Genomic DNA, 13,369 nt, shown 5'->3' with positions numbered 1-13,369 from the left:
GCTCCTTTAGAGGGTGAAGGGTCGGAAGGTGCGTGGCCCGTAGAGCCGGTCCAGCACCTGGTCGAGTTCGCGCAGCAGGCCCCAGGCGTCGTCGGGCCGGCCGCTCAGGGAGGTCTGCCGGCAGCCCTGCGCGAAGGCGTCCAGCTCACGGGGTGCGCGCGGCCCCATCAGCCAGCTCATGCACGCGCTGGCCATCGCGAGGTCGGTGCCCGGACCGCAGGGCTGCCTGCGCGGCACCTCCTGCGGGTACCAGTCCTCGTGGTCCGGCACGAGCGCCGGGACCCTGGCACCGGTCGGGGCCGAGAAGCACCAGTCGACGAGCACCACGCCGTGGGCGTCCGGCTCGATCAGCACGTGTCGCGGCAGCACCGCGCCGTGCACCACGCCCGCCCGGTGGGCCAGGCCGAGCACCACCAGCAGTCGCCGCCACATCCAGGCCACGTCCCGGGCGTCCAACCCGTCGGGGTACGCGCGCCGCACCGCGTCGAGGTCGTGCAGGCCGGGCGCGGTGGCGAGCACGGTGATCCGCCGTTCCGCGCCGGTCGCGGGGTCGCGGTGCGCGAATTCGTCGACGAGCCGGGGTACGTACGGCAGGTAGCGCGGGTCGCCGCGCTCGGCGATGGTGTGCAGCGCGTGTGCCTCCCGCGCCATCAGGTCGTTGTCGGTGGGGCGTCGGGGGAGCTTGAGCAGCCGGTCGTCGCCGACGTCGTACAGGTCGGCCAGGTCGCCCGAGTGCGCCGGCGTGCCGAGCCGGTAGTCGCCGAGGACGGTGGTCCGCCGGGCCTGCCACCGGGTCGTGACGTGGACGAACGCGTCGAGGGCGTGGGCGCGTACCCCGGGTCTGTCGGCAGCCGGTCGGGGTGCAGGGCCGCGACCAGCTCGCGGTAGCGGCGGGCCGGCTGGTCGGCGCCGAACAGCTCGGCGTCGGTGCGGGCGGCCGTGACCAGGTCGATGGCCTCGGCGGTCCTCATCGCACCGTCTCCTCGCGGGCCGGTCGTAGCAGCGCCGGGTGCAGCAGCCGGGCGTCACCGGCCCGGTAGAGCCGGGCGCGGGGGCCGCCTCGGGTGCCGCCGCGCTCGGTGCTCGCGCCGGTGCTCTCCACGAAGCCCGGCACCGAGAGCACCTTGCGGTGGAAGTTGCCGGCGTGCAGCGGGTGACCCCAGACCGTCTCGTAGACGGCCCGCAGCTCGCTGATGGTGAACTCGGCGGCGAGAAAACGCGTGGCCAGCGAGGTGTACTCCAGCTTGGACCGGGCCCGCTCCAGCGCGTCGTCGATGATCCGGCCGTGGTCGAAGGCGAGCTGCCGGCTGGTCAGCGCCGTGACCGGCAGCCAGCTCGCCTCGTCGGCGTCCGAGCCGGCGGCGGCGTCCGGCAGGTCGGGAGCGAACGCGAGGTGCGCGATCGAGACGACGCGCATCCGCGGGTCACGGTCGGGAGCGCCGTAACTGCCCAACTGCTCCAGGTGTACGCGCCGGAGCCCTTCACCGCCGAGCCCGGTCTCCTCGGCCAGCTCCCGTCGCGCGCCGGCGGTCAGGTCCTCCTCGGGGCGGACGAAGCCGCCGGGCAGCGCCCAGTGCCCCGCGAAGGGTGCCTGGCCACGCCGGATGAGCAGCAGGTGCAGTTGGCCGTCCCGGATGGTCAGCGCCACCACGTCGACGGTCACGGCGACCGCCGGGTAGTCCCGCGGGTCGTACGCGGCCAGGAATTGCTGCTCGTCAACCATGTCTCTCTCAATCTGAGAACATCTCGCTGTGAGAACAACCTAGCGTAGACGTGCGCCCCTGCCAACCCCTTGGATCGGATCGGCAGGGGCGCGTCAGCGCACGAGACCCACCAGGTGCGGCCGGCCGCCCGAATCGTGCAGGGCGAAGCCGTCGTCCGGCAGGAGGGCGAAGTTCACCGTGCTCGGCAGCGGTACGGGCAGCTTGAAGGTCACCTCGACGGTGTATTCGTCCGGCAGCCGCGTCTCGAGCGCGGCGAGACACCGCGCCTTGCTCCACATGCCGTGCGCGATCGGTTGGCGGAAGCCGAACAGTCGCGCGCCGAGCCGGGAGGTGTGGATCGGGTTGTGGTCCCCGGAGACGCGTGCGTACTCGGTGCCCACCCGGCGCCCGACCCGCCACCGGGCGGTGGCCGCGGGCGGTGTCGGACGTTCGCCCCGCTCGCGGCCGCCGGGTGTGCGCTCGCGACCCAGGTACGTCGAGACGCCGCGCCAGACCTCCTCCCCGTCGACCGAGCCGACCAGCACGACGTCCACCTGCCGCCCCCGGTCGTGCGGGCGCAGGTCCTGGGCGTACGTGGTGAAGTCGAGCGTCTCGTCGGCGGTGATCGGGCGGTGGATGGTGATCCGGTTGCCGACGTGCACCACGCCGGTCAGCGCGATGGGAAAGCCGGGCATGGTCATCAGCCGCAGGGCCAGCGGAAAGCCCAGGATGTGCGGGTACGTCCCGGGCAGCCGGTCGGTGAGCCGGAACCCGCACACCCGGTCGTAGTCGGCCAGGTGGGCCCGGTCGACCCGCACGCCGCGTACGGCGAGCTCGACCGCCGGCAGGTCGTTGCTTTTCCGCCCCCGGCCCAGGCCCGGCAGCGCGCAGAGCGCGGCCCGCCGGTACAGCGCGCCGGGCGCGGGCATCCGGGCCAGCTCGACGCGCTCGCGGCCACCCGTGCCGGTCGACCGGTCAGCGCTGAGATCGCTTGTCACCTCGGCCGCTGACGCGCTCAGGTCGCTGGTCACCTCTGCCGCCGACGCGCTCAGGTCGTGCGTCCGCTCGACGCTCGGGTCGGCATCGGCGGACTCCGGCCGGCGGATCGCGTTCAGGGTCTCCCGCGACAGGATCTCGGTCGGGCCCTCGATCAGCTCGTGGACCGACAGGTCATCCGGCTCCCTCTTGCGGCCCATCACGCCCCCAGCAGACTCTGGCCGCAGACTCGGACCACGTTGCCGCTGATCGCGCCGCTCGCCGGCCAGGCCAACCAACCGATCGTCTCGGCCACGTCGACCGGCAGCCCGCCCTGGGCCAGGCTGTTCATCCGTCGGCCCGCCTCGCGGACGACCAGCGGGATGCGGGCGGTCAGCCGGGTCTCGATGAAGCCGGGCGCCACCGCGTTGACGCTGATCCCCCGGTCGCGCAGGGTCGGCGCGAGCGAGTCGACCAGCCCGATCACGCCAGCCTTGCTGGTGGCGTAGTTGGTCTGCCCCCGGTTGCCGGCGATCCCGGCGATCGAGGACACCCCGATGATCCGCCCGCCCGCCGGGATCAACTCCCGTTCCAGCAGTACGTCGTTGATGCGCTCCTGACTGGACAGGTTGACGTCGATGACCTGGTCCCACCGGTCGGCGTTCATCCGACCGAGCGTCTTGTCGCGGGTGATGCCCGCGTTGTGCACCACCGCGTCGACGCGCCCGTGCCGGGTGGCCAGGTGGTCGGCGAGCCGGGTCGGCGCGTCCGGGGCGGTCAGGTCGAGCTGGACCGCCGTACCGCCGATGTCGTTCGCGACCGCCGCGAGGGCGTCCCCGGCCGCCGGGATGTCCAGCGCGACCACCTGGGCGCCGTCGCGGGCGAGGACCCCGGCCAGGGCCGCGCCGATTCCCCGGGCGGCCCCGGTGACCAGCACGACCTGCCCGTCCAGCGGACGGTTCCAGTCGTCCGGGGCGGTCGCCGTGCCGGTGCCGACCCGGACGACCTGCCCCGAGACGTACGCGGACCGGCCGGACAGCAGGAACCGGAGGGTCGCTTCGAGGCTGGTGGCATCACCGTCCCGAGCCACCTGGACGAGCTGGGCCGTGGTGCCCCGGCCGAACTCCTTGCCGATGCTGCGGACCAGCCCTTCCAGGGCCCGCTGGGCGGTCGCCTCGCGCGGGGTCGGGCACTCACCGGGCGGGGTGCCGAGCACGATCACCCGGCCGCTGGGCAGCAGGGTGCGGGCGTGCGGGTGGAAGAAGTCGTAGAGCTGGCGCAGTTGCGTCGAGTCGGTGATGCCGGTCGCGTCGTACCCGAGAGCGCCGAAGCGGTCCTGCCCCTCGGCCGTGCCGCCGTCGCGCAGCTCGACCCCGGCGGCGGTCAGGATCGTCCGGACCGGCTCGGCGAGTCGGCCGCCGTCGGCCGCGCCGAGCAGCGCCGGGCCGGGCAGCAGCGGGTCGCCGGGCTGGTGCCGGCGCAGTCGCGGCGGATCGGGCAGCCCGAGACGCTTCACCAGCGTGCGGCCGGCGGCCGATTGGACGAAGCTCGCGTACCTGTCGGTCATGGGCGTAGCCTACTGGCGAGTAAGGTTCGAGCAACACTCGCGAGGAGGCGGATCGTGCAGAGCATCCGGAGGGTCGCGGTCATCGGGGGCAACCGCATCCCCTTCGCCCGTTCCAACTCCCGCTACGCCGACGCGTCCAACGCCGACCTGCTCGGCGCGGCGCTCGACGGTCTGATCGCCCGGTACGGGCTGGCCGGGCAGCGGGTCGGCGAGGTGGTCACCGGGGCGGTGCTCAAGCACTCCCGCGACTTCAACCTCACCCGCGAGGTCGTCCTCGGATCCCGGCTCGACCCGCACACCCCGGCGTACGACATCCAGCAGGCCTGCGGCACCGGCCTGGAGGCCGCGATCCTCGTCGCCAACAAGATCGCCCTCGGTCAGCTCGACGTGGGCATCGCCGGCGGTGTCGACACCACCTCCGACGCGCCGCTCGCGGTCAACGAGGACATGCGTCGTACGCTGCTCAAACTCAACTCCGCCCGCACGGTCGGCCAGCGGCTGAAGATCGCCGCGAAGCTGCGCCCGCTCCAGCCGTTCAAGCCGGACATCCCCCGCAACGCCGAACCGCGCACCGGCCTGTCCATGGGTGACCACGCCGCCCAGACCGCGCTGCGCTGGCAGATCGACCGGCGCTCCCAGGACGAGCTGGCACTGCGCTCGCACCAGCGGCTCGCCGCCGCGTACGACAAGGGCTTCTTCGACGACCTGATGACGCCGTACCTGGGCCTGACCCGCGACCAGAATCTCCGCCCGGACACGAGCGTGGAGAAGCTCGGCGCCCTCAAGCCGGTCTTCGGCACCCGCGGCCCGGACGCCGAGCAGGCCACCATGACCGCCGGCAACTCCTCGCCGCTCACCGACGGCGCGTCCACCGTGCTGCTGGCCAGCGAGGAGTGGGCTGCCGCGCACAACCTGCCGGTGCTGGCCTGGTTCAGCTGGTCGGAGACGGCGGCCGTCGACTTCGTACACGGCGACGAAGGGCTGCTGATGGCCCCCGCGTACGCGGTGCCCCGGATGCTGGCCCGCGCCGGGCTCACGTTGCAGGACTTCGACTACTACGAGATCCACGAGGCGTTCGCCTCGCAGGTGCTGGCGACCCTCGCCGCCTGGGAGTCGCCGGAGTTCTGCAAGGACCGGCTCGGCCTGGACGCCCCGCTGGGCGCGATCGACAGCGACCGGCTCAACGTCAACGGTTCGTCGCTGGCCGCCGGGCACCCGTTCGCCGCGACGGGTGGGCGGATCGTCGCCACGCTGGCCAAACTGCTCGCCGAGAAGGGCAGCGGACGCGGGCTGATCTCCATCTGCGCGGCCGGCGGCCAAGGCGTGACCGCCATTTTGGAGCGTTGAGCGCTCGATCGTCCCTTACCGGGGTGACCGCCAGCAGGCGTTAACGGACTGTTCAGCGGGCCGTCCGCAGGCGGTGGGTTTACCACGCGACGGTGATCAGCGCCGCGTCTTCGACGCAGCGCTGATCACTCCTGCGTGCGGAACGGGGCCGTATCTCCATGGAGTCCGTCGTCCCCGGGACGACCACCCTGTCGGTGGTCATCCCGATGTTCAACGAGACCGCTGTCATCCCGGCCCTGGTGGCCCGACTGCGGCCGGTGCTCGACGCGCTCGGCGTCGACTACGAGGTGGTCGCCGTCGACGACGGCAGCACCGACAACACCGTGTCGGTGCTCTTCGACCACGGCCGGAACTGGCCGCAGTTGCGGGTGCTCCGGCTCCGGCGCAACAGCGGTCACCAGGCTGCGTTGACGGCGGGCCTGCACCGGGCCGTCGGCCGGTGGATCGTCAGTCTCGACGCCGACCTGCAGGACCCGCCCGAGGCCATCGCCGAGATGCTGCGGGTGGCCCGGACGGACGCCGTGGACGTGGTCTACGGCGTCCGGGCGGACCGCAGCACCGACACCATCTTCAAGCGCAACACCGCCCGCGCCTACTACTGGGTGATGCGGCGGATCGTGGGCGCCGACCTGCCCGCCCAGGCGGGTGACTTCCGGCTGCTCAGCCGGGACGTCGTCGAGGTGCTGCGGCGGCTGCCGGAACGCGCGCCGGTCTACCGGCTGCTGGTGCCGTCGCTCGGCTTCCCCAGCGCCGAGGTGCGCTACACCCGCGCGGCGCGGGCCGCCGGGGAGACCAAGTACCCGCTGCGTCGGATGGTCGCGCTGGCCTGGGAGAGCACGGCGAACTTCTCGGCCGCGCCCTTGCGCCTGGCCACCTGGATGGGGATGTCGAGCTTCCTGCTCTGCCTGGCCCTGATCGTCTTCGGCATGGTCGTGCACGTCTCCGGTGCCACCATCCCCGGCTGGACCTCGATGTTCGTCGCGGTGCTGTTGCTCAGTGGGGTGCAGTTGGTCTGTCTCGGCCTGCTCGGCGAGTACGTCGGCCGGATCTACGCGACAGTGCAGAACCGGCCCGCCTTCCACGTCGGGTTCGACTCCCGGGACGGGGTTCCGGGCGCGGAGGCAGATGCACGTGGTCGTGTCGGTGACGACGTTGTCCGCCTCCGTGGCTGACGCCCTGCTGGCCGAGCGGGTCGACACTCCGGCCCCAGCCTCGGCCCCGCACCGGAACGCTCTCGTGCCGATTCTCAGCACGCTTCCGTGGGTGCTCGTGATCGGCGCGCTGCTCGTGGTGTGGTCACGGGGCAGCGTGCCGGTGCCGGACCTCGCGGGGTTCTCCGCGTACTGGGCGTTCGCGCTGGTGCTGCCCGGGACCCTGGTGCACCGCGCGCTGCGCGGCGGTCGCGGCAACCTCCCCGAGGACCTCGGCTTCGGCGCGGCCACCGGCCTGCTGTTGGAGATCGTCGCCTGGGCGTTGGCAGCGGCGGCCGGTCAACAGACCCTGCTGCGGTGGTGGCCGCTACCCGTACTCGTCGCGTTCGCCGCCGTGCCCGGGCTGCGCCGGCACTGGCGGGTCGGCGAACGCCGTCCGCTGCCGGTCGGTTGGCACTACGGCATGGGCGCGGCGCTGCTGGTGGTGCTGGCCTGGGGGTACGTCCAGTGGCGGATGGTCCCGCTGCCTCCGGTGTCCGGCGGCTACTACCAGGACGTGCTCTACCACCTGGGTCTGGTGCAGGAGTTGACCCGGGCGATGCCGTTCGAGTTGCCGCACGTCGCGGGGGAGGCGCTGCGCTACCACTACCTCTCCGACGCCCACATCGCCAGCGGCAGCATGATCACTGGCATCGCGCCGACGACGGTGCTGCTGCGACTCTGGTTGGTACCGGTGGTCGGCGTGGCGGTGGTGCTCGCGGCCGGGCTCGCCCGCGACCTGAGTGGAGCGGTCTGGGCCGGTCCGGTGGCCGCCCTCACCGCTTTCACCGGTGCGGCGGTCACGCTCGGCTCGCCCGTGGGTGCGTCCGGCGAGATGCCGCTCTCCTACGCCAGCCCCTCCCAGACGTACGTGCTGGTGCCGTTGTTGCTGCTGGCCGGGCTCGTTGTCGACGCGGCCAGGGGGCGTTCCCTCGGCCCGGCCTGGCCGCTGGTCCCGGCGCTCGGGCTGGTCTGTGCGGGGGCGAAGTCCAGCGCGTTGCCGCCGCTGATCGCCGGCCTGGGTCTCACCGCCGTGGTGTTCTGGTGGCGCAAGCGGCAGATCCCCCGACCCGCCCTGGTGGCGTTGGCCTGCCTGGTGGCGGCGATGGCGCTCGGTTTCCGGCTGTTCGCCGGTGGCGGGGCCTCCACCCTGCGCGTGCAGGCGTTGGCGTTGCTGCACTTCGTCGCCCCGTACGCCGAGACGCTCGGGCCGGGTGACGGGATCTGGCCGAGCGCACCGCTGCCACCGGGCATCAACGACGGTGGTGTCCTCGGATGGCTGCTGGCGTTCGCGGTGGTGGGCTGGTGGGTGCTGGGTCAGTCGCCACGGTGGGTGGGCATGGGCCTGCTCCGCGAGCGTGGGCACCGGGCCGATCCGGCGGTCTGGCTGCTCGCCGGCACGGTCCTCGCCGGGGCCGCCACCACCTGGGTGTTCCAGCACCCGTCGATCAGTCAGATCTACTTCTGGATGGGCGTCATCCCGATCGGCGTCGTGCTGACCACCTGGTCTCTCGCTGCGGCTCGGGCGCCCTGGCCGGTGCTGGTGGTGCCCGCCGTGGCCGGCGCGTTGGCGGGGCTCGCCACCGCCGGCACGGTGGTGGGTTTCGCCGTGCCGAGGATCAGCCGGCCCGGCACCCCCACCACCTCGACGATCGAGGGGTGGCTGCGGGTCCTGGGTCTCTCGGCCGCACGGTACGTGCTGTTCGTGGCGGTTGCCGCCGCGCTCGCCGTCGCAGTGTCGGCCCTGTGGGGGCGTCACGTTTCGGCGCCGGCAAATGCGGGAGCAGGTCGTCGGCGAACGGTGACGATCGCCGTGGCCGGGGTCACCGCGGCGCTGCTCGGTGCCAGCGCCGCCGTCGTGCTGGGCGGGACGGTTCGCTCGGTGCTGACCGAGCCGGGGCCGCCGGCCACCGGACCGCAGCCGTACGCGCTGACCGCCGCCGAGATGCGCGCGGCGCTGTGGCTTGACGACAACGCCGCCGACGATGACGTGGTCGCCACCAACGTCCACTGCCGGCCGGTGCGGACCACCCCGCACTGCGACGCCCGGGCGTTCTGGGTGACCGGGCTGGGCGGGCACCGCACGGTGGTGGAGAGCTGGGGCTACACCGACGCGGTGGTGGCCGCGCACGGCGTCGACAACCTGGGGTACGCCCGGCAGAACTTTCCCGATCAGGAGTTGCTCGCGCTCAACGACGGGGTGTTCAGTGCGCCGACCCTGGCCGACCTGGATCGGCTCCGGACGGAGTACGGGGTCCGTTGGCTCTTCGCCGACAGCAGGGCCGGTGCGGTGTCGCCGGAGCTGGCCCGACTGGCCCAGATCCGGCTGGTCGCCGGCCCGGTGACCGTCTACGAGCTCACCCGATCCTGACCGCCTCCGGGGTCCGGCCCGGTCCAGGCGCCGGTCAGCGGGTGCGGGACAATGAGGTACGTGACGACGATCCCGAACGTGCTCGCCAACCGCTACGCCTCGCCCGAGTTGGTCGCCCTCTGGTCGCCCGAGGAGAAGGTCCGGATGGAACGGCGGCTGTGGCTCGCCGTGCTCCGCGCACAGCGTGACCTGGGCGTGGCGGTCCCGGACGGCGTGGTCGAGGCGTACGAGCGGGTGCTCGACCAGGTCGACCTCGCGTCGATCGCCGAGCGGGAGCGGGTCACCCGGCACGACGTGAAGGCCCGCATCGAGGAGTTCAGCGCGCTGGCCGGGCACGAGCACGTGCACAAGGGGATGACCTCGCGGGACCTCACCGAGAACGTCGAGCAGCTTCAGGTGCGTGCCTCGCTGGAGCTGATCCGGGACCGGGTGGTGGCGACCCTGGCCCGGTTGGCGTGGCTCGCGTACGAGCACTCCGAGCTGGTCATGACCGGCCGCTCGCACAACGTCGCCGCGCAGGCCACCACGCTGGGCAAGCGCTTCGCGTCGGCGGCCGAGGAGCTGCTCATCGCGTACGACCGGCTGGAGGAGCTGATCGCCCGCTACCCGCTGCGCGGCATCAAGGGCCCGGTGGGCACGGCCGCCGACCAGCTCGACCTCTTCGACGGCGACGCCGACAAGGTGGCCGAGCTGGAGCGACGGGTCGCCGAGCACCTGGGCTTCTCGCGGGTGCTGGACAGCGTCGGGCAGGTCTACCCGCGCTCGCTGGACTTCGACGTGCTGGCCGCGTTGGCGCAGACCGCCGCCGCGCCGTCGTCGCTGGCCACCACGATCCGGCTGATGGTCGGCCAGGAGCTGGTCACCGAGGGATTCAAGCCGGGTCAGGTCGGTTCCAGCGCGATGCCGCACAAGATGAACACCCGTTCGTCCGAGCGGGTGAACGGCTTCGCGGTCATCATCCGGGGTTACCTGTCGATGGTCGGCGAACTGGCCGGCGACCAGTGGAACGAGGGGGACGTCTCCTGCTCGGTGGTCCGTCGGGTCGCTCTGCCGGACGCGTTCTTCGCCGCCGACGGGCTGTTCCAGACGTTCCTCACCGTGCTCGACGAGTTCGGCGCGTACCCGGCGGTGATCAACCGGGAGTTGGAGCGCTTCCTGCCCTTCCTGGCCACCACCAAGATCCTGGTGGCGGCGGTCCGGCGGGGCGTCGGCCGGGAGGTCGCCCACGAGGTGATCAAGGAGCACGCGGTCGCGGTGGCGCTGGCCATGCGCGAGAAGGGCGCCCCGGAGAACGACCTCTTCGACCGCCTGGCCGCCGACGGCCGCCTCGGCCTGTCCCGCGCCGACATCGACACCCTGGTAGCCGACCGCACAGCCTTCGTAGGAGCGGCCAAGTCCCAGGTGGAGCAGGTAACCCGCAGAATCACCAAGGTCGTGGAAACCCACCCCAACGCCGCCACCTACACCCCACCCCCCATCCTCTAACCCCCCCCCGGTCCCCCCCGGCCCCCCTCTTGCGCCCCGCGCCCCCTTCTGGCCCGGTGATCAAGAGGTTCGCGTCAACTTTGATCTCCCTGGTGACGCAAACCTCTTGATCACCCGAGGTGGAGTGGGGGTGGAAGGGAGGGGTGGGGTTTGGGCGGTCAGTCGCCGGTGGGGGTTTCGGCGGCTGTTCGTAGGGTGGGGGCGCTTGCTGGTTCGGCGATGCCGCCCAGGGACTCGGCGAAGGCGGGGTCGGTGGCGGTGTCCGCTGCCACCGCCGGCTGGTCGGGCGGCATGACCGCGGGCATCGTCGGTACGGCGACGACCGCCGTGCCGTACGCGCAGATCTCCATCCACATCTCGCCGCAGTCCCGGCTGTCGAAGCGCATACCGATCACGGCGTTCGCGCCGAGCCGCAGGGCCTCCTCGCCGAGGCGGGTCACCGAGTCGGTGCGCCACCGGGTCAGGTTGTCGGGCGCCATCGGGTCGTACGCGCCACCGCGCAGGTTCTTGACCCCCTCGCGGTACGGGTTGCGCGTCCTGGCCATCGATGACACCACCTCACCGAGAATCTGGCGGATCTCGTAGCCGGGCAGTTGCTCTGTCGTCACGACCAGCACGTTTCCGATGCTGTCAGGAGTTGCGCGACCCGATCGGGTGCCGTGTTCACCTGATCGGATGCTGCAAAACGGCGCGGCGCGGACGGCCGGCGCGGGGCCGACCATCCGCGCCGCACGGGCGCTAACCGTCAGACACCGGCCACCGAGGTGATCCAGGCCCGGTTGTACGCGACGCTGCCGTAGTTCTGGATGTTGTAGCCGTCGGCCGTGGAGGCCACGCCGACCTGCTGGCCGTTGTAGAACTGCGGGCCGCCCGAGTCGCCCCGCCAGGCGTTGCCGTTGATCCGGGTGCTGCGGATGGCCTGGCCGCCGTACGCGTCGGTGACGTTGGTGCTGGTCACCTGGACGGTGGCGGTCTTGAGCTGGCTGGACGCGGAGCAGCCGCTGTAGCAGGTCATGCCCCACCCGTAGATCGAGTTGGTCGAGCCGACCGGCGGGTTGCTGCTCGCCAGGGAGACCGTCGAGGTGCTGACGGTGCTGGACAGGCGCATGAGGGCCAGGTCGTTACGGGTGTAGGTGGCGCTGACGGTGCGGGTGACCCCACCGGAGGCGCGGTAGACGCTGCCGACCCGGACGGACATCGTGCCGCTGATGCAGTGCCGGGCGGTGAGCACCCACTGCGCGGCGATCACGCTGCCCGAGCAGGTGAACGAGCCGTTGCTCAGCACGGCGGCGGCCCAGAGGGCGGACGAGACGGTGCCGCCGCCGATGATGGGCTGGGGGCCGGCCGGGGCAGCGGACGCGCCGGACGCGGCGGCGAGGGCGCCGACCAGCGCCGTGCTGATCAGGGCGAGCAGGGGACGAACGCGCATCGGTGGACTCCTTGGGGCGGGTGGGGCCCGGGGTCGCCGGGTGCCCGGGGGCGACGACGGGAGGTCCCCATCGCCGCTGGCATCGAGCCATGTCGATGCACTGTAGGGCTGGCGGACATCGTTTTCAAGAAGCTGATCGAGTTCAGTCAATGTAACGATTCGGCTACCCGCTGCGCCGTATATGCCCTGCTGAGGCGGCCTGTGCCGGGTTGCCGCGCGCGCTCGCCGCCGGTTATGTGGATCACTGCCTGAACTGCGCCCGGCCGGTGCGTCCGCGACGGAATCTGCCAGGTACGCTGGCTGCGCTCGCCCGTTGTGGGTAGGCACCCAACTGCGTACACAGTCAGGAGTGCCCAGTGCCTCGCGTCGTCGTCGACGTCATGCTCAAGCCCGAGATCCTCGATCCGCAGGGCCAGGCCGTCGCAAACGCGCTGCCCCGGCTCGGCGTCAGCGACGTCGCCTCAGTCCGGATCGGCAGGCGGATCGAGATCGACTTCACCGGTGAACCGGACCTGGACCGGGCCCGGGAAATCGCCGACAAGCTGCTCGCCAACCCGGTCATCGAGGACTTCACCGTCCGCCTGGTCGAGACCGACGAGACCGCGGACGCCCGCTCGTGACCGCCCGGGTCGGTGTGGTCACGTTCCCCGGCTCGCTCGATGACGGGGACGCGGCCCGCGCCGTCCGGATCGCCGGCGCCGAGCCGGTCCGGCTCTGGCACGGCGACGAGAACCTGCACGGGGTGGACGCCGTCGTCCTGCCCGGCGGGTTCTCCTACGGCGACTACCTGCGCTGCGGGGCCATCGCCCGGTTCGCCCCGGTGATGGAGACGATCGTCGACGCCGCCCAGGGCGGTCTGCCGGTGCTCGGCATCTGCAACGGCTTCCAGATCCTCTGCGAGGCGCACCTGCTGCCGGGCGCGCTCACCCGCAACCAGCACCTGCACTTCCGCAACCGGGACCAGGTGCTGCGCATCGAGTCGGCCGGCACCGCGTGGACCAACGCGTTCCAGGCCGGCCAGGAGGTGCTGATCCCGGTCAAGAACGGCGAGGGCTGCTACGTCGCCGACACCGCGACGCTGGACCAGCTCGAAGCCGAGGGCCGGGTCGTCGCCCGCTACGTCGGCGGTAACCCGAACGGGTCGCAGCGCGACATCGCCGCGATCACCAACGCCGCCGGCAACGTGGTCGGCATCATGCCGCACCCGGAGCACGCGGTGGAGGCGCTCACCGGCCCCTCGCTGGACGGTCTCGGGTTCTTCACCTCGGTCCTCAAGCACCTGGTGGGGACCCCAGCGTGAGC

The 13,369-nt window shown here is 72.2% G+C and carries 13 protein-coding genes; 6 read left to right on the top strand and 7 right to left on the bottom strand.

From position 1 onward, the window contains the following. Positions 1 to 6: 6 nt before the first annotated feature. The 5 genes from AB0I89_RS26555 to AB0I89_RS26535 form a co-directional block, all read right to left on the bottom strand. Positions 7 to 651, bottom strand: coding sequence for a serine/threonine protein kinase (locus AB0I89_RS26555; RefSeq protein WP_357132172.1), 645 nt, complete (start codon positions 649 to 651; stop codon positions 7 to 9). Then, positions 651 to 971, bottom strand: coding sequence for a hypothetical protein (locus AB0I89_RS26550; protein ID WP_357132169.1), 321 nt, complete (start codon positions 969 to 971; stop codon positions 651 to 653). The genes AB0I89_RS26555 and AB0I89_RS26550 overlap by 1 nt, the downstream gene beginning before the upstream one ends. After that, on the bottom strand, positions 968 to 1,723 hold the full coding sequence (locus AB0I89_RS26545) for an NUDIX hydrolase (protein WP_357132166.1): 756 nt from the start codon (positions 1,721 to 1,723) through the stop codon (positions 968 to 970). Before AB0I89_RS26545 ends, AB0I89_RS26550 begins: the two co-directional genes overlap by 4 nt. 93 nt (positions 1,724 to 1,816) lie before the next feature. Further along, entirely contained in the window at positions 1,817 to 2,899 is a 1,083-nt protein-coding gene (locus AB0I89_RS26540; protein ID WP_357132270.1) for a MaoC/PaaZ C-terminal domain-containing protein, read from the bottom strand. Then, the gene (locus tag AB0I89_RS26535) at positions 2,899 to 4,245 is read right to left on the bottom strand and encodes a 3-oxoacyl-ACP reductase (RefSeq protein WP_357132163.1); all 1,347 of its coding nucleotides are present in this window, start codon (positions 4,243 to 4,245) and stop codon (positions 2,899 to 2,901) included. Before AB0I89_RS26535 ends, AB0I89_RS26540 begins: the two co-directional genes overlap by 1 nt. Before the next feature lie 54 nt (positions 4,246 to 4,299). Between AB0I89_RS26535 and AB0I89_RS26530 the strand changes: the two genes are divergently transcribed. From AB0I89_RS26530 to purB, 4 genes are all read left to right on the top strand, one after another. Then, a complete protein-coding gene (locus AB0I89_RS26530; protein WP_357132160.1) occupies positions 4,300 to 5,592 on the top strand; it encodes an acetyl-CoA C-acetyltransferase in 1,293 nt (430 codons plus the stop codon). Between the two features lie 158 nt (positions 5,593 to 5,750). Then, on the top strand, positions 5,751 to 6,764 hold the full coding sequence (locus AB0I89_RS26525) for a glycosyltransferase family 2 protein (RefSeq protein ID WP_357132157.1): 1,014 nt from the start codon (positions 5,751 to 5,753) through the stop codon (positions 6,762 to 6,764). Further along, positions 6,718 to 9,153, top strand: a complete 2,436-nt coding sequence (locus AB0I89_RS26520) for a hypothetical protein (protein WP_357132154.1) — start codon at positions 6,718 to 6,720, stop codon at positions 9,151 to 9,153. The genes AB0I89_RS26525 and AB0I89_RS26520 overlap by 47 nt, the downstream gene beginning before the upstream one ends. Before the next feature lie 60 nt (positions 9,154 to 9,213). Then, complete coding sequence (purB, locus tag AB0I89_RS26515; protein WP_357132151.1) at positions 9,214 to 10,638, top strand: adenylosuccinate lyase; 1,425 nt, start codon at positions 9,214 to 9,216, stop codon at positions 10,636 to 10,638. 158 nt (positions 10,639 to 10,796) lie between these two features. Here purB and AB0I89_RS26510 read toward each other — a convergent pair whose 3' ends face one another. Together AB0I89_RS26510 and AB0I89_RS26505 are read right to left on the bottom strand one after the other, a co-directional pair. Beyond that, entirely contained in the window at positions 10,797 to 11,360 is a 564-nt protein-coding gene (locus AB0I89_RS26510) for a YbjQ family protein (RefSeq protein WP_357132148.1), read from the bottom strand. A 23-nt stretch (positions 11,361 to 11,383) separates the two neighbouring features. Beyond that, complete coding sequence (locus AB0I89_RS26505; RefSeq protein WP_357132145.1) at positions 11,384 to 12,067, bottom strand: trypsin-like serine protease; 684 nt, start codon at positions 12,065 to 12,067, stop codon at positions 11,384 to 11,386. A 356-nt stretch (positions 12,068 to 12,423) separates the two neighbouring features. On the opposite strand from AB0I89_RS26505, the gene purS reads away from it, so the two are divergent. After that, positions 12,424 to 12,687, top strand: coding sequence for a phosphoribosylformylglycinamidine synthase subunit PurS (purS, locus tag AB0I89_RS26500; RefSeq protein ID WP_007454310.1), 264 nt, complete (start codon positions 12,424 to 12,426; stop codon positions 12,685 to 12,687). Then, entirely contained in the window at positions 12,684 to 13,367 is a 684-nt protein-coding gene (purQ, locus tag AB0I89_RS26495) for a phosphoribosylformylglycinamidine synthase subunit PurQ (RefSeq protein ID WP_355048413.1), read from the top strand. The genes purS and purQ overlap by 4 nt, the downstream gene beginning before the upstream one ends. The last annotated feature ends 2 nt before the right edge of the window (positions 13,368 to 13,369 follow it).

The sequence above is a fragment of the Micromonospora sp. NPDC049801 genome, assembly GCF_040656575.1.
Taxonomy (GTDB): domain Bacteria; phylum Actinomycetota; class Actinomycetes; order Mycobacteriales; family Micromonosporaceae; genus Micromonospora.
This window is presented reverse-complemented; position numbering and strand designations above follow the sequence as displayed.

Bases quoted from the DNA above. Each gene is read 5' to 3' on its own strand.
- AB0I89_RS26510 (WP_357132148.1), bottom strand. From the start codon at position 11,360: ATGGTCGGCCCCGCGCCGGCCGTCCGCGCCGCGCCGTTTTGCAGCATC.
- AB0I89_RS26550 (WP_357132169.1), bottom strand. From the start codon at position 971: ATGAGGACCGCCGAGGCCATCGACCTGGTCACGGCCGCCCGCACCGAC.
- AB0I89_RS26520 (WP_357132154.1), top strand. From the start codon at position 6,718: ATGCACGTGGTCGTGTCGGTGACGACGTTGTCCGCCTCCGTGGCTGAC.
- AB0I89_RS26555 (WP_357132172.1), bottom strand. From the start codon at position 651: ATGGCGCGGGAGGCACACGCGCTGCACACCATCGCCGAGCGCGGCGAC.
- AB0I89_RS26535 (WP_357132163.1), bottom strand. From the start codon at position 4,245: ATGACCGACAGGTACGCGAGCTTCGTCCAATCGGCCGCCGGCCGCACG.
- AB0I89_RS26505 (WP_357132145.1), bottom strand. From the start codon at position 12,067: ATGCGCGTTCGTCCCCTGCTCGCCCTGATCAGCACGGCGCTGGTCGGC.
- AB0I89_RS26525 (WP_357132157.1), top strand. From the start codon at position 5,751: ATGGAGTCCGTCGTCCCCGGGACGACCACCCTGTCGGTGGTCATCCCG.
- AB0I89_RS26545 (WP_357132166.1), bottom strand. From the start codon at position 1,723: ATGGTTGACGAGCAGCAATTCCTGGCCGCGTACGACCCGCGGGACTAC.
- AB0I89_RS26540 (WP_357132270.1), bottom strand. From the start codon at position 2,899: ATGGGCCGCAAGAGGGAGCCGGATGACCTGTCGGTCCACGAGCTGATC.